Annotated in this window: 15 protein-coding genes and 1 pseudogene; 6 read left to right on the top strand and 10 right to left on the bottom strand. The window is 61.6% G+C overall.

Going from position 1 to position 15429, the window contains the following annotated elements; all coding sequences use genetic code 11:
* Positions 1 to 105: 105 nt before the first annotated feature.
* The 5 genes from GNZ12_RS36735 to GNZ12_RS36715 all read right to left on the bottom strand — a co-directional run bounded on the left by GNZ12_RS36735 (position 106) and on the right by GNZ12_RS36715 (position 5374).
* Complete coding sequence (locus tag GNZ12_RS36735; RefSeq protein ID WP_172316964.1) at positions 106 to 795, bottom strand: DUF2242 domain-containing protein; 690 nt, start codon at positions 793 to 795, stop codon at positions 106 to 108.
* Between the two features lie 178 nt (positions 796 to 973).
* Positions 974 to 1615 (bottom strand): lytic transglycosylase domain-containing protein, encoded by a 642-nt coding sequence (locus tag GNZ12_RS36730; protein WP_172316962.1) that lies wholly within the window; start codon positions 1613 to 1615, stop codon positions 974 to 976.
* A gap of 115 nt (positions 1616 to 1730) precedes the next feature.
* Complete coding sequence (locus GNZ12_RS36725) at positions 1731 to 2972, bottom strand: cytochrome-c peroxidase (protein WP_328806119.1); 1242 nt, start codon at positions 2970 to 2972, stop codon at positions 1731 to 1733.
* 35 nt (positions 2973 to 3007) lie between these two features.
* Positions 3008 to 4243: an alkaline phosphatase family protein gene (locus tag GNZ12_RS36720; RefSeq protein ID WP_172316958.1), complete on the bottom strand. Its 1236-nt coding sequence runs from the start codon at positions 4241 to 4243 to the stop codon at positions 3008 to 3010.
* A gap of 147 nt (positions 4244 to 4390) precedes the next feature.
* Entirely contained in the window at positions 4391 to 5374 is a 984-nt protein-coding gene (locus tag GNZ12_RS36715; RefSeq protein ID WP_235994001.1) for a helix-turn-helix transcriptional regulator, read from the bottom strand.
* A 101-nt stretch (positions 5375 to 5475) separates the two neighbouring features.
* Here GNZ12_RS36715 and GNZ12_RS36710 point away from each other — a divergent pair, with 101 nt between their 5' ends.
* The 4 genes and pseudogenes from GNZ12_RS36710 to GNZ12_RS36695 all read left to right on the top strand — a co-directional run.
* Entirely contained in the window at positions 5476 to 6123 is a 648-nt protein-coding gene (locus tag GNZ12_RS36710) for a glutathione S-transferase family protein (protein WP_172316956.1), read from the top strand.
* 202 nt (positions 6124 to 6325) lie between these two features.
* Positions 6326 to 6586, top strand: coding sequence for a DUF6723 family protein (locus GNZ12_RS36705; RefSeq protein ID WP_054040872.1), 261 nt, complete (start codon positions 6326 to 6328; stop codon positions 6584 to 6586).
* Between the two features lie 77 nt (positions 6587 to 6663).
* Complete coding sequence (locus tag GNZ12_RS36700) at positions 6664 to 7254, top strand: hypothetical protein (protein WP_172316954.1); 591 nt, start codon at positions 6664 to 6666, stop codon at positions 7252 to 7254.
* Between the two features lie 5 nt (positions 7255 to 7259).
* A pseudogene (locus GNZ12_RS36695) lies at positions 7260 to 7494 on the top strand (copper oxidase); the annotation flags it as partial.
* Positions 7495 to 7575: 81 nt separating this feature from the next.
* On the opposite strand, the gene glmS reads toward GNZ12_RS36695, so the two are convergent.
* The 5 genes from glmS to GNZ12_RS36670 form a co-directional block, all read right to left on the bottom strand.
* Complete coding sequence (gene glmS, locus GNZ12_RS36690) at positions 7576 to 9393, bottom strand: glutamine--fructose-6-phosphate transaminase (isomerizing) (RefSeq protein WP_172316952.1); 1818 nt, start codon at positions 9391 to 9393, stop codon at positions 7576 to 7578.
* Positions 9394 to 9453: 60 nt separating this feature from the next.
* Entirely contained in the window at positions 9454 to 10815 is a 1362-nt protein-coding gene (glmU, locus tag GNZ12_RS36685) for a bifunctional UDP-N-acetylglucosamine diphosphorylase/glucosamine-1-phosphate N-acetyltransferase GlmU (protein ID WP_172316950.1), read from the bottom strand.
* A gap of 142 nt (positions 10816 to 10957) precedes the next feature.
* Positions 10958 to 11956, bottom strand: coding sequence for a tRNA 2-thiocytidine(32) synthetase TtcA (gene ttcA / locus GNZ12_RS36680; RefSeq protein WP_172316948.1), 999 nt, complete (start codon positions 11954 to 11956; stop codon positions 10958 to 10960).
* A 3-nt stretch (positions 11957 to 11959) separates the two neighbouring features.
* Complete coding sequence (locus tag GNZ12_RS36675; protein ID WP_172316946.1) at positions 11960 to 12355, bottom strand: dihydroneopterin aldolase; 396 nt, start codon at positions 12353 to 12355, stop codon at positions 11960 to 11962.
* Between the two features lie 97 nt (positions 12356 to 12452).
* Positions 12453 to 13268: an SDR family oxidoreductase gene (locus GNZ12_RS36670; RefSeq protein WP_172316944.1), complete on the bottom strand. Its 816-nt coding sequence runs from the start codon at positions 13266 to 13268 to the stop codon at positions 12453 to 12455.
* Between the two features lie 13 nt (positions 13269 to 13281).
* Here GNZ12_RS36670 and GNZ12_RS36665 point away from each other — a divergent pair, with 13 nt between their 5' ends.
* Complete coding sequence (locus tag GNZ12_RS36665; protein WP_172316942.1) at positions 13282 to 14472, top strand: class I SAM-dependent methyltransferase; 1191 nt, start codon at positions 13282 to 13284, stop codon at positions 14470 to 14472.
* Positions 14473 to 14494: 22 nt separating this feature from the next.
* Positions 14495 to 14689, top strand: a complete 195-nt coding sequence (locus GNZ12_RS36660; protein ID WP_121108804.1) for a DUF2905 domain-containing protein — start codon at positions 14495 to 14497, stop codon at positions 14687 to 14689.
* Positions 14690 to 15429 lie beyond the last annotated feature (740 nt).

Here is a 15429-nt window from a genome sequence, read left to right as displayed (position 1 = left end):
CTATTACTACATATATATACGTATGAAGTAAAAGACATAGGATAAGTACCGCAGCGTGATGAGATCGAAGGCTGATCAGACCTTGACCAGCCCTAAGTGGATGCATCAAGGCACCACGCTGCTGGCTCCGCTTGCCGGTTGCGCCGAAGCCGCCTTGTCGATTGCATCGGGCATCTCAGGTGGCGGCGCTGGAATGGTTGCTTCGACCGGCACCGGCAACATGCGCGTCTCGACACGGCTGTTTGCAACCGGCTGTGTGCGCACCACCGTTTGCAGATAGTGATCGACGAGGCCGAAGAAGCGATCGTAGAACTTGCCCGACGGAATGGTCTCACTCGAAATCTTGACCATCGCATCGCTGTTCGAGCGGATCGGCAGCGACAGCGAACCCAGCACGCTCAGCCCGACGCTCGCCGAGGTATCGCTTTTCTTCAGCGCAAAACCGTTCTGCACGGCATTGACGTAAACAATGCTCGTATCGCTCGCCTCTTCTCCCGGCGTGCACACCACATGAAACTCGACGACGATGTGTGTATCGCCGGTCGGCTGGAAATTTTTCGTTCCATCGACGGTATCGGTGCGCGTCATCGTCGTCAGATAGCCCTGACTCAGCAGTGCGCGGCGCGCCGCCTCGCAGGTATCCGTGGTGTTCGAGTTGAAATTTCGGGCGTAAGGGCTCGCGCCCGTTTCGAACAATTCCTGCTGGAATTTCGGCTGCGGGGTGCCGCTGCAAGCGGCAAGTGTCAGCAGACCGAGAAGCGCGGCAGCAGTAGTTTTGGAAAACGAGGTAGACATGGTCGATCGGAAGAGGCGCGGCGTAAGCTCGAATGGGAATGCATTGTAGAGCGGTTGCCAGGTGTGCGTAAAAAGCGCGCAGCGCGCGCCCCGCGCCGCCTTACACGACGTGACGGCTCATGTCCGCGGCTTCAGCGCGGGAGCACGACAAAGAGGAAAAATAGGAGAGTGCTGTCGCTCAGTGCGGCGTTGCGGGCGATGTGCTTTGCGACGCCGCCGCGCCGTTCACGCCGGCGGCGTTGCCGGCCGGTATCGCAAAAGCGTCGGCCCAGTTGTCCGGCGCCGCGCAACGGTCGGCCTCGCACATACTGGCTTGTGCGTCCGGACGCGACGCGACGTCTTGCGGTCCGGCGACGTCGGTGAAATCTTCAACGCGCAAGCTCACCTTCTTCGCGTAGGCCTGCGATCCGCCGTAACTCTTGAGCGCCGCGTTCATGTCTCCGTTCGCCGAGCGCATGTAGCCGTACAGGATTGCCGAACCCACGTCGATGTTGGTGGTCGGCTCGGTGAGGTCCCTGACGTTCCTCAACAGCCCGCGATGGGCGCCCGGCACCACCTGCATCAGCCCGGTCGCGCCGTTGGCGCCCTTGGCCTTTTCCTTGAAGCGGGATTCGATCGAGATGATCGCCAGCAGCAGTGCCGGCGGCAGTGAATATTTCGACGCGGCGGACTCCACCGCGTCGGAAATCTTTTGAGCCTTTTCCTTTGCCAAGCCGAATTTCTGCGTCAGATACGCGGACATGCGGTCATTGGTTTCGTCGGCCGTTGCGGTTTGCATCAGGCCGAGCGAAAGCACGATCAGGCAAAGTAACCGGCTCATAACGGAGGACGGGAAAGAAAGGGGATTCGCGCATTATAGCTCTGCCCCCAAAAGAGGCACCAAACGACCCGATTTCGTCTTAGGAAAGGCGGCCGGCTGGTGCGTCTGCGCCGCGCTACTTCGACTTGCTCGGTTTCAGCACGTAGTCGTCGTTCAGCGTGGCGAGGAAAGCGGCGACGTCGTCGATATCCCGCTCCGACCAGACCGGACGTTCACCTTGTTTGCGCGTGAGCGGTTCGTCTGTGGTATCGACGTTCACGCGCAGCGCAACCGGCAAGTCGTTGAATTTGTCGACCTTGCCGTGGTCGTCTTTCGGATACCACTTTGCCGGATTCGTATCGCGCTGAACGTAGAAGCGCAGCGCGTCCTTCAGCGTATGGAAGCGGCCATTGTGAAAGAACACCAGCCGCGTCGCGGTGTTACGCAGCGACACCGACTTGAAGAGTCCGCAGTTGCTCCTGTCGCTCGACTGATCGGTACGCAGCGGACCGCACAGGCCCATATCGAAATACTTCGGATCCGCGTTCGCACGCAACTCCGGATTGCGCGGCACACCGAGCGCCTGGAAGTTGAAGTCGGTGAAAAGCGGATGAGAGCCGTCAACACCCGATTGATCGATGTGGCAGGAGGCACAATTGCCGCCCGCCGGATTGTCGAACAGTTTTTTGCCTCTTAACTCCTGTGCCGTTAGTTGCAATTTACCATCGAGGTAGTAATCGAACTTGCTGGTGTACGGATGAAAACTCGGGTCTTCAAGTTCGAAGCGCTCGATGGCGTACATCGCCTGCGCGAAAGCCTTGGTGGGGTCGGCGAAGATGTTCTGCCCGAACACTTCCTTGAAGCGCGCGGCATACGGTGCCTGCCCCAGTTTCGCGAGCACGGCCGCCGGGTCCTTGTTGGCCATCTCGTCCGGATTGAACAGCGGGAAGCTCGCCTGATCGTGCAGACGGTTGAAGCGCCCGTCCCAGCCGAAGCCGCCGACCGGCGCGTTGTCCGTCTCGCTCAGGCGCTCGGACAGGCTGGCCGCCTGCGCATGACTCCACATCGGCGTGCGGTTCAGCACATAGCGCAGGCTCGGCACGGCGCGCGTGCCTTGCGAGCGCATGTCCGGACCACCCAGCTGAGCAGCCAGGCCGTTGGGCGGCCCGTACGCGTGCGACGGGCTATGACAGCTCGCGCACGACATCCTGCCCGAGGCCGACAACGATGCGTCGAAGAACATCAGTTTGCCGAGCGCTGCGGCATCGCTGTAGACGGGCTTCGCGTCGGCCGGCGCCGACGCTGCGGCTGCCGGGAGCGGCAGCCATACGGCACTGGCCAGCGCGGCGAGCGCCGCCAATCGGGTGGCTGTGCTCACGGTGAATCCGGTTGCAGAAAACAGCATCGAGTCACTTACAGGTTCGTGAAAATGTCATTGCCGAACCCGACCAGGCCGGCCTGCCCCGCATAGCCCAGATGACCGAGCTGGAAGATGTCTTCAATGCTCTTGAGCATCGAGTAGTGGTTGTACTGCACCGTCGACACCGTGCCCGGCTTGATGAACTTCGAGATCATCACCGCACCGGTCTGGTCACCGCCAAAGCTCTGCTTGGTCAGATTGATCGTCGCGCCCTTGTACGACAGCGACGAAGTCTCCGGGAACGCCGGCAGGTTCGGACCAGGCTGCTGACTGCAGCAGGTTGTACCCGCAAAGGTCAGTTGCGTTTGGCCCGCCGAGGGCTGGGTCACTGACGCGTAACTGCTTTCGTCGAAGTTGATGATCAACAGACCGTCCTGCTGGAACGCCGGCGAGGCGGTGATAATCGGCACCCACTTTTGCAGGAACGTGTTCGCGCTGACCAGTCCGCCCGGCTGGCCGTTCACACACGGCGAATCGTGGCCGTCGTCGCACAGGCTCGGCGTAATCAGGTTGAAGTTGGCGGTGGTTGAGATCGATTGCAGATCGGCCGTGAGTTTGTTCAGGTTGACGACGTTCTGGCCGCAGTTCGGCGAATCGATGATCGAGTGGAAATACATGAACGGGTTGTGACGCGTCGCGTACTGATCGCCCAGCGGTACCGCCGCGCTCGGCGCTTCGGCCGATTGGGTCAGGTCGGTCGTGTTGAGCGTCGGGTGGCCGCAGGTGGCAGCTTCGCGCGTCGGGTCGTTGCCCATGTCGCCTTCATAGCCCTTCCATGTCAAGCCAGCGGCCGTCAGCTGGTCCGGCAGCGTCTTGATGCTGGCGGGATACACGCAACCCGAGCCGATCGCCTGACCGTCCGGCGTCGTGCCCGTCAGCTTGTAGTCCTGATAGGTAATGCAGTCGTTGTCCGTTTCCGGCGTCGGCGCCTGACCGCTGAGCATCGAGATGTAGTTGTCGAGGCTCACGTGCCCCGTGCCGTAGTACTGCTGCACCATCGCGCCTTGTGAAGCCAGCGTCTGCGACAGATACGGTGCCTTGCTGTTCGCGCCGAAGGTGGTCGCGTAGTTTTCGTTTTCGAGCGTGATGACGAAGACGTGCTTGATCTGCTGCTGCCCGGTCTGAGTGAGCGACGAGGACGACGATGATCCGCACGCGGCGACGATAACACCAACTAAGGCCGCGCAAACGACCATGAAGAAAGCACGCAACCCGCTGCGCTGTGACATTGTTTTTGCCCCTGGGGATTAGAGTTTTATTCGCGGGCAAACTGTATGTAGCATGTATGACGGTGCCGTGAAGCGCGTCACCGTCACGTCACATATCGATCATCTCAAGCGATATATATCGTTCGCTGAAATGGCGAAACGATGCCTTCATTGCGCGTAGCGGCAATGCAGCGCCGCCGCAACCTCCCTCATGCACGCACGCAATTCGGGCGGCGCCAGCACCTCGGCCTCGGTGCCAAAACGCAGCAGCTCCGCGCACGCCTGCCTCATCGAGCCGACCGGCAGGGTGACCGTGCGCCAGCCGTCGGCCGGATCCGGCTCGCCGATTTTCGCGGCTGACCGTGCGAACGGTGAGGTAAAGACTTCGAGCATCTGCATGCCCCACGGCGACAGACGCAGCGTCGCTTCGTTCGCATGCATCTCTTCGGACAGACGTTGCGTGCTGTCTTGCCAGTAAGCCGTCAGATCGAAGGCGAGTGGGCGCTCGAACGTCTCGTCCAGCCGGCTCAACTCGAGAATGCGCGAAATGCGATAGATGCGAATGTCCGTGCCGACTCGCCCAACCACATACCAGGCCCCGCTTTTCAGCACGATGCCGAGTGGTTCGATCCGGCGAAACTTTTCGGCTTTCCAACTCTGATAGCGAATCTGCAGCGGATGCTGTTCCCACACCGCGCTGGCGATCAACGGCAAATTCGCGGGCTGATCCGCGTCGGAAAACCAGGCCGGGGCGTCGAGGTGAAAACGCGAACGCATGCGCTCCGCGGTCGAGCGCAATTCGACCGGCAGCGCGGCAAGCAACTTGGTCTGCGCACCGGCCATCACGGCGCCAAGACCGAGCGCCTGCACCGGTCCCGGCAAACCGGCGAGAAACAACGCCTCCGCTTCCTGCGACGACAGACCGTTCAGACGCGTACGGTATCCGTCGAGCAGGCGATAGCCGCCTTCCGCGCCACGTTCGCTGTGGACCGGGACCCCTGCGGCGCACAAGGCGTCGACGTCGCGATAGATGGTGCGTAGCGAGACCGCGCATTCGTCAGCGAGCGACTGCGCGGTCACGCGTCCACGCGCCTGCAAGGTCATCAGGATGGAAAGGAGGCGGCTGGCTCTCATCCGGATAAGTGTAGTCATACCTGACACAAACTGACAGGTATAGGCGCATAGGATAGGGACATCCGGCGCCTGATGGACGCTGGCTCTTCCCACGAGACACTCACTTAGAAGGCCCCGCCATGACCACCGACCGCACGATCACGCTGTTCCACTCGCCGCAATGCCGCTCTGTCAGCGCAGTCACGCTGCTCGAAGAACTCGGCGTCCCGTATCAGCTGAAGGTGCTGAACATGAAGGCCGGCGAGCAGCGCAAGGCGCCGTATCTCGCGATCAATCCGCTCGGCAAAGTGCCGGCGATCCTTCACGGCGATGCGCTGATCACCGAACAGGTCGCCATCGTTATCTATCTGGCCGACCTGTTTCCTGAAGCGGGCCTCGCGCCGGCGCTCGACGATCCGACGCGCGGGCCGTATCTGCGATGGCTGGCGTACTACGCGGCCTGTTACGAGCCGGCGTTGGTCGACAAGGCGATGAAGCGCGAACCGGCGCCGCCCTCTACCTCGCCCTACGGTGATTTCGACTCGATGCTCGGGACAGTGACAAGCCAGCTACAGGCATCGCCCTATTTGCTTGGAGACAAGATGTCGGCTGCGGATATCTTGTGGGGCATCGCGTTGCATTGGGGGATGATGTTCAAGCTGGTGCCTGAGACGCCGGTCGTGCTCGAGTATGCCCAGCGCATCTGCTCGCGGCCGAGCTTCGTGAAGGTGACCGAGCGGGACGTCGCGCTAGCGGCCGACCATGCGGCGGCGGTCAACGGCGCCTGATCTGGCGCACGGCCTGCCGGGCAGGCTCCGTTGATCAACGACGCGAAAAGCGGGCGGCGCTGGTCCGCTAATCAGGCATCCGGTTGAATGCGCCGGGATTTGAGACAATGAGGCCGCCGGTGACCGTCTTCCCGGGACAACCGGGCGTAGCCTTGGCCTGTCGAGCAGGGGCCGGCCCATTGAACAAGAGAAGTTTTCAGGTATGAGCAAGACCGTATTTATTCCCAGCGTCCCCGCGACGTCGGAGGACGATTTTGAAGTGTCGGCGACATCGAAGCTGGCGGGCTACCGGCGTTTTTTCGGTGTGTTGAAAGTGGTTCGAACCACCGATGGCCGCGTGCTGTTCCCGTTCGACGGCGCGCCGGAGCTCGGGCCTTACGCGACCAAGCTGGAAGCCGTCGCGGCGGCGCAGGTGTATGGCGAGCACATCGTGACCAGCGACCTGGCGCGTCCGGAGCTGTAAGCGTAGCTTGGGGTTTTGGGTTGCTTAGGTTGGTCACTCGGGATTGTCATTTGAGATGGTCACTTTGGGAGCAACGGATGACTCGTCTACGCAAAGCAGGCTCACCGGCCGCGGCGATGTGGAGTGCGGCGGTGTTGATGGCCGCTTGCTGTCAATCTGGCTTCGCTCAGGACGCTAACGCCGATGCCGGGCAGGTGGCGCTCGGAAAAGCCGAGGTCATTCACGCCCAGGTCCAGGTTGTAGCGATCTACCCCGCCACCAACAGCGTCACGCTGCGTGGCCCGCACGGCCATCTGGCGGATGTCGACGTCAATCCCCAATTGGCCGATGTCAGGAAACTGCGCGTCGGCGACAAGCTGAACATCGCGTACCAGCAGGCGCTGCTGCTTCACATCGACAAGGTGACGACCAAAGGGGTGCGTGAACGCATCGAGACGACGGCGGCGATACCAGCTTCAGGGGGATACGCGTCGTCGGCGCATAGAGTGCAGGTTGTCGCGACGGTACTGAAAATCGACCGCAAGAGCCGGATGGTGACGCTACGTGGGCCGAAGCATCAGCAGGTGCTAAGAGCAGCGGCTGACATTCCGCTCAATGAGTTGAAAGTCGGCGACAGCGTGCGGGCGGAGTTTGTTTCAGCGGCTGCGGTGGAGGTGGAGAGGAAGTGAGGGCGGCGATGGGCAGCACGGGGGGCGCGATGGGCGAAATGGAGATGCCACTACCCGACAACACGTTGCCGGTGATGACCGGGACGTGGCCCAGTCGGCCCGCTGGAAATGGGCGGCATGTTCACTGTCGTGAAGGTTCGTGAGGGACTTGGCCGCAACGATTATCGCGATCCAGGCTGGTTCAGGCATCCAAAAGTGTCGGTCGCTTACGAATACATCGGTGAACTACCGGAGAGCTGAATTCGTTTCGCCGGACATGGAGGTCAAGGACCCGGCAACATGCCCGGGTCCTTTTTTATTTGCGCCTGCGCCTTACCAGCCTCACTCCACCGTAACCGACTTCGCCAGGTTCCGCGGCTTGTCCACATCCGTGCCACGCGCACAAGCCGTGTGATAAGCCAGCAATTGCAGTGGCACCACGTGCAGAATCGGCGACAGCAAGCCGTAGTGCTCCGGCATCCGGATCACATGCAGGCCTTCGTCATTCACGATCTTCGTGTCCGCGTCCGCGAACACATAAAGCTGACCGCCCCGCGCGCGCACTTCCTGAATATTCGACTTCAGCTTCTCCAGCAGCGCGTCATTCGGCGCCACCGTCACCACCGGCATTGCTTCCGTCACGAGCGCCAGCGGCCCATGCTTCAACTCGCCAGCCGGATACGCCTCCGCGTGAATATAGGAAATCTCCTTGAGCTTCAACGCGCCCTCAAGCGCGATCGGGTAATGCAAGCCGCGCCCGAGGAACAATGCATGTTCCTTGCGCGAAAACTCTTCCGACCACGCGATGATCTGTGGCTCCAGCGCCAGCACGCTATTCAACGCCGCCGGCAAGTGGCGCAGCTGCTTCAGATACTCGGCTTCCTGCTCCGCGCTCACCTGTCCACGCAGCTTCCCAAGCGTCGCGGCCAGCACGAACAGCGCGACCAATTGCGTCGTGAAGGCTTTCGTCGACGCCACGCCGATCTCGCGGCCCGCATGGGTCAGGAACGACAATTCCGTCTGGCGCACCATCGCGCTCGTGCCGACATTGCACACCGAAAGCGTATGTTTATGCCCCAGCGACTGCGCATGCTTGAGCGCCGCCAGCGTGTCGGCCGTTTCGCCCGACTGCGAGATCACCACCACCAGCGACTTCGGATTCGGCACCGACTCACGGTAGCGATACTCGCTGGCGATTTCCACCTGGGTCGGAATCTTCGCGACCGATTCGAGCCAGTACTTCGCGGTCAGTCCCGAGTAGTAGCTCGTGCCGCACGCAAGAATCAGAAGGTTGTCGATATCCGCGAACACCTTGTCGGCACCCTCGCCGAACAGCGACGCGTCGAACGAATCGGCTTGCGGGATCGTGTCGGTAATCGCACGCGGTTGCTCGAAAATTTCCTTCTGCATGAAGTGACGATACGGGCCGAGTTCGACCGCGCCGCCATACGCCGCGACCAGGCGCACTTCGCGCTGCGCTTCGATGCCGTCACGATCGACGATACGCACGCCCTCGAGCGACAGTTCGCAGACGTCGCCTTCTTCCAGGAAGATGAAGCGTTCGGTGCTGCCGGCAAGCGCCAGCGCATCCGAAGCGAGGAAGTTCTCACCGTTGCCGAGTCCCACCACCAGCGGCGAACCTTGCCGCGCGCCGACCACCGTATGCGGCTGATCCTTATGCAGCACCGCGATCGCGTACGCGCCGTGCAATTGCGCGACGGCTTCACGCACCGCGGCAAACAGATCGCCGCGATACAGGCTGTGAATCAGGTGTGCAATAACCTCTGTATCGGTCTGCGAAACAAACGTGTAACCCTTGCCTCGCAGCATTTCGCGTAGCGATTCGTAGTTTTCGATGATGCCGTTGTGTACCAACGCGAGCGCATCTTTCGAGAAGATCGGGTGCGCGTTGTCGGTCACCGGCGCGCCATGCGTCGCCCAGCGCGTATGCGCGATACCCGTGATGCCTTCAAGGTGGCTCTCATGCACTTGCTCGTCCAGATCGGCAACGCGCGCGACGCTGCGAGCACGACGCGGCCCACTGTCGCCGAGCACGGCCACGCCGCACGAATCGTAGCCGCGGTATTCGAGGCGACGCAGTCCTTCGATCAGGACGGGGACGATATTACGTTGTGCAACCGCGCCGACAATGCCACACATGGCTTATTCCTTTTCAGTGCTGGGTTTCAGGGAGCGCGCTCCGCGCGCGCGTCACGCCCATCAACTTTTCTTCTTGACCGGACGGACATAGCCCGGCTTGCTTGTTTGAGCTTTATCGTTCAGGACCAGCATGTCTTCTTCGACATCCTTCCAGACCGTGGTGCCCGCCGCGATCGTCACACCGCGCTTCACGCGCACGGGCGCCACGAGTTGCGTGTCCGAGCCGACGAACACGTCGTCCTCGATGATCGTGCGGAATTTGTTCGCGCCGTCGTAGTTACAGGTGATGGTACCCGCGCCGATATTCACGCGCGCCCCGATATCCGCATCACCGATATACGTAAGATGGTTCGCCTTCGAGCCATGGCCGAGCACCGCGTTCTTCACCTCGACGAAGTTGCCGACGTGCGACTCGTCCTGCAACGACGCGCCCGGGCGCAGCCGCGCATAGGGGCCGAGCACAACGTTCGCCCCGACTTCGGCGCCTTCGATATGCGTGAACGCGTCGACGCGCGTACCGGCGCCGATCGTCGCATTGTGGATCACGCAATTCGGCCCGACAGTCACGTTGTCGGCCAGCGTGACGCGGCCTTCGAATACGCAGTTCACGTCGATCGAGACGTCGCGGCCGCATTCGAGCGTACCGCGCACATCAAGACGAGCCGGATCGGCGAGCGTCACGCCCGCCACCAACAACGCCTCGGCGACATTGTGCTGATGAATCCGTTCGAGTTCGGCAAGCTGCTGCTTGCTATTCACGCCGAGCGTTTCCCACGCTTCGTCCGGCTGGGTGGTGACGACTTCGAGCCCGGCTTCGATTGCCATCTCGACCGCGTCGGTCAGGTAGAACTCGCCTTGTGCGTTGTCGTTTTTCAACGCGGCGAGCCAGCCGCCGAGGCGCCCGGTCGGCGCGACGATGATGCCCGTGTTGATCTCGGCAATCTCGAGCTGCTCGGGCGTCGCATCTTTCTGTTCGACGATGCGCGACACCTTGCCGTGCTGATCGCGCACGATGCGGCCATAGCCGCTGGGGTCGTCGAGCGTGACGGTGAGAACGCCGTAGCCGTCCCGGCCCGCGCGATCGGTCAGCGCCTGCAGCGTGCTGGCGCGCGTGAGCGGCACATCGCCGTACAGCACCAGCGTGGGTTCGGACGGATCGAGCAGCGGCAACGCCTGCTGTACCGCGTGGCCGGTGCCGAGTTGCTGCTCCTGCGCGGCGAACTGGACGTCCGGTGCCGCTACCGCTTGACGCACGGCTTCGGCGCCATGACCGACCACCACGACCAGACGCTTGGGTTTGAGCGCGCGAGCAGTGTCGATGACATGAGCGAGGAGCGGCCGGCCGGCCAGGGGATGGAGCACCTTGGGAAGCGCGGACCGCATGCGCTTACCGGTGCCTGCCGCCAAAATCACGATGTTCATGGCGTCGGCAATTGGACGAGTTTGGAGCCGACGATTCTATCATGCTGCCCATGACGACAAAGGCCGCTCGCGCGGCCTCACAGCGGACAGAAATGCGCGGAATCACACGTTTCACGCACGTTTCCGCGTGTTTCTACGACGCTCACATATCGTCGAACTGGACGATCGAGATCGGTTTCGCGCCATTGAGCGGCGCGCCGTCGCCGACATCGGTTGAACACGGCTCTTCATCGAAGGCGATATCGCCTTGCGGATCGGCCTCGCCGCTTGTACGCAAGCCGGCGAACGGGAACAGCTCGTGATCCATCAGGTGCGACGGCACGATGTTCGACAACGCATTGAACATGTTCTCGATACGGCCCGGGAAGCGCTTCTCCCAATCGCGAATCAGCGCCTTCATTTCCGCGCGTTTCAGGTTCGGCTGGCTGCCGCACAGATTGCACGGAATGATCGGGAATTCGCGCAGCTCCGCGTACTTTTCCAGATCGGTTTCCTTCACGTAAGCGAGCGGACGAATCACGATGTTCTTACCGTCGTCCGATTGCAGCTTGGGCGGCATGCCCTTCAGCTTGCCGCCGTAGAACATGTTCAGCAGCAGCGTTTGCAGGATGTCATCGCGATGATGGCCGAGCGCGATCTTGGTCGCGCCGAGCTCGCCCGCTACGCGATACAGAATGCCGCGACGCAAGCGCGAGCACAGCGAGCAGGTCGTCTTGCCCTCTGGCACCAGCCGCTTGACGATGCTGTACGTATCCTGGTTCTCGATATGAAACGGAATGTCGAGTTGCTTCAGGTATTCGGGCAGCACATGCTCCGGAAAGCCCGGCTGCTTCTGGTCGAGGTTCACCGCGACGATGTCGAAGTTGATCGGCGCGCGTTCGCGCAACCGCATCAGGATTTCGAGCATCGCGTAGCTGTCCTTGCCGCCCGACAGGCACACCATCACCTTGTCGCCTTCCTCGATCATATTGAAGTCGCCGATCGCCTCACCGACCTGGCGCGCGAGCCGCTTGAACAGCTTGTTGTTCTCGTAGGCTTCCTTCTGCTCGCGGCGCGTGAGCGGCGCTTTGACCGCTGAGGCGTGTGCGGCCTGCACAGCCTCAGGGGCCGCGGTGTCGTTCAGGATTTCCTGAGCATTCATGGCTCAATCCTCTTTGATACGGAAGACTTCGACGCCCACGGCATCGCAGTCGGGATAAACGTCCGGCTTTTCGGTCGACACACACACGGCGCGCACCTGCGGATGAGCGAGCAAAGCGTTGACGAGGTCGTCGCAGAGGGTTTCCTGCAGGTGAATATGACCTTGTTCGACGCGGCGCGCGATGGTCGAGCGCATGAAATCGTAATCGACGACTTCGTTCAATTTGTCCTGAACCGGCGTGGACAGCGCGAGCGGCACGAACAGTTCGACGTTGATCACGACGCGCTGTTCGCCGCGCTTTTCGAAGTCGTGCACGCCGATGTTGATGTGCACTTCGTAATTGCGCAGAAAGAGCCGGCGGCAATCGGCGAGCCGGGGATGCGAAAGAGCGGCAAACATGTTCGTTCCAGTCGAAAAAAGAGCGCGGAGCACTCAAGTGGGCAATTCAACACGCGCGCGAGCTGCCGGTTGACCCGGCAACAGACACGCACGCGCTTCAGGCGCCCGTCAAAAACATTACGTCGCGCGGCAGCGGCACGAGGTGCTGCCCGCCGTCGACCACCAGCGTCGTTCCGGTGACGCCCGCTGCATCGGCGAGATACAGCGCGGCGGCGACAATATCCTCCGGCCGCGACGCGCGGCCCAAAGGCGTAGTACGGTGAGCTTCTTCAAAACTGGCCGGCGTTTGATCGCCGGATTGCATCGTCAGACCGGGTGCGAGCCCGACCACGCGCACTTTCGGCGCCAACGCCTGGGCCAGCGCAACGGTCGCTGTCTGCAACGCGGCTTTCGACAGCGTATAGGACAGATAGTCCGGGTTCATGTTGTACAGCTTCTGGTCCAACACATTGATGACCACGCCCCGCTGGCTTTCATCGGTACGCGCGGCCTCCGGCGTGGCCTCGAACAGCATACGCGCCAATACCAGCGGCGCGCCGAGATTCATTGCGGTGAGCTTCAGCAGCAGGTCGTAACCGACGTTGCGTGCCGTGTCTTCTTCGAAGCGCGACGCATTGTTGACGATACACGCCGGGCGGCCCAGCGCGGCCATACAGGCCGGCAAAAGCTGCTCGACCTGGGCCTCGTCGCCCAATTCCGCGTGCAACGCCACCGCACGGCGGCCCAAGGCGACGATTTCCGCGACCACGCCGTCAGCCTCCTCCCGCGACGCGCCGTAATGGACTGCTACGTCCCAGCCACGCGCGGCGAAGCCGAGCGCGAGCGCCCGCCCGATACGGCGGGCGGCGCCGGTAATCAGCACGATGCGCGGCGTTTCAGGCGCGCGGGCGGCGGTGTCCAGAGAGGCGGTCATTTACAATGTGGGGATGAATCCGAAAGCTCACCAACCCGATAGTTTACCTGCTCCCGGCCCGAGCGCGCTTGCGCAGTCCGAAGCGCTGGTTGCGCAGATCCGCGCGGAGCTCGAAGCCGCCGACGGCTGGCTGCCATTCGACCGCTACATGGAGCACGCGCTTTACGCGCCGGGACTCGGTTATTACAGCGGCGGCGCTCGCAAATTCGGCCTGCGCGGCGACGACGGCAGCGACTTTGTGACGGCGCCGGAAATGTCCCCGCTGTTCGCCACGACGCTCGCTGGCCCGCTCGCCGAGGCCTTGCAGGCGAGCGGCACGCGCGACCTGATGGAATTTGGCGCCGGCACGGGCAAACTCGCCGCCGGCTTGCTGAACGCGCTCGACGCGCTAGGCGTCGAATTCGACAGTTACTCGATCGTGGATTTGTCGGGTGAATTGCGCGAGCGCCAACGTGAAACGATCGAAGCCGCCGCACCGGCGCTGGCCGCGAAGGTGCGCTGGCTGGACACATTGCCGGAAAGATTCGAAGGCGTGGTGATCGGCAACGAGGTGCTGGACGCCATGCCTGTGCGGCTCTTCGCCTTTACCGGCGGCGCCTGGCACGAGCGCGGCGTGGTGTGGCGGGATGAGGTTTTTGCTTTCGACGACCGTCTGGTATCGGAGGCTGCGGACATTGCGTTTCTGGCTGAGATCGAAACGACTGGCGACGACTACGTGACCGAGACGCACGACGCCGCCCGGGCGTTCACGCGGACCATTTGCACGATGCTCACGCGTGGCGCGGCGTTCTTTATCGACTATGGTTTTCCGCGCCACGAGTACTACCATGAGCAGCGTGCGCAGGGCACGTTGATGTGTCATTACCGGCACCGGGCGCATGGCGATCCGTTTGTTTATCCGGGCTTGCAGGACATTACGGCGCACGTGGAGTTTACCGGCATCGCCGAAGCCGGCGTCGAGGCTGGTGCGGACTTACTGGGGTTCACTTCGCAAGCGCGGTTCTTGTTGAATGCGGGGATTACCGAGGCGTTGTCGGCGCTCGATCCTTCGGATACAGCGAGGTTTTTGCCTGCGGCGAATGCGGTGCAGAAGTTATTGTCTGAAGCGGAGATGGGCGAGTTGTTCAAGGTGATTGCGTTTTCGCGCGGGCTGGATGACACGCTGCAGGCGTTTTCCAGTGGCGACCGGTCACATACGCTGTGATTTTTTGCCTTAGGGGTTGGCGATGATCCGCTGGCTGTTGACTACGTTTATTGCGGTGGCGGTGTTGTCGGCCTGCTGGCCGTGGCTCAGGAAGATTGGGATTGGGCGGATGCCTGGTGATGTCACTTTGCGGCTCTTTGGGCGGGAGTATCCGTTTCCGTTTATGTCGACGCTTGTGCTTTCTATGGTTTTGTCGCTTCTTGCCAGGGTTTTGTAACGGTTTTTTTTGCCTGTGCGGCGCTTGTTCGTCTGTATGCCTGCGGCGTTGGCCTTTCCTTGAGTTCTTATTGGTCTATTAGCGTTCGCCCCTGTGCGGGGCAGGCACTTACTTTCTTTGCCGCCGCAAAGAAAGATAAGCAAAGAAAGCGGCTAAAACCGCTAATTCTTAAGCGGGTCCCCCGCACAGCCACGGTAGTGGCGCATCTGGAATCCGTGCCCTCGCACATTCGGCCCTGGTGACAAAGCAGTCATACTTCCGGCGGCGCTGCGCACGCCGAAGGGTCCTTCATAAAGCCGCCGGCTACGCTTTCACTCACGCAGCGTGCACAGCTCCCTGACTCGTCATTGCATCGCCGAGGCGAAGCCGATGGCACCCACCGCACACGAACGAAGCCCCTGGTTTCCCTGGCAGACTTATCCGCGACGCACGCAGTGCGGAGTGGGAGCTGATGAGCCCTTTGTCACTGACGCTGAAGGTGCGAGGGCACGGATTCCAGATGCACCACTACCCCCTCCAAGCCAGGGGACCCGCTTAAGAATTAGCGGTTTGAGCCGCTTTCTTTGCTTATCTTTCTTTGCGGCGGCAAAGAAAGTAAGTGCCGCCCCGCACAGCAATGCTCTCAACTTAAGCCCTCAAAGAGCTTGTAAACGAGGCATTGCCCCTGTAAACTTCATCGCATAACTCACTGATAAATCAACGATATGAACTCAAATACCAGCGTCCTCGCGGCTTCTTGC

This window comes from Paraburkholderia solitsugae, from assembly GCF_013177695.1.
Taxonomy (GTDB): domain Bacteria; phylum Pseudomonadota; class Gammaproteobacteria; order Burkholderiales; family Burkholderiaceae; genus Paraburkholderia; species Paraburkholderia solitsugae.
Note: the sequence above shows the minus strand (reverse complement) of the source record. Positions and strands in the feature narration are given on the sequence as shown.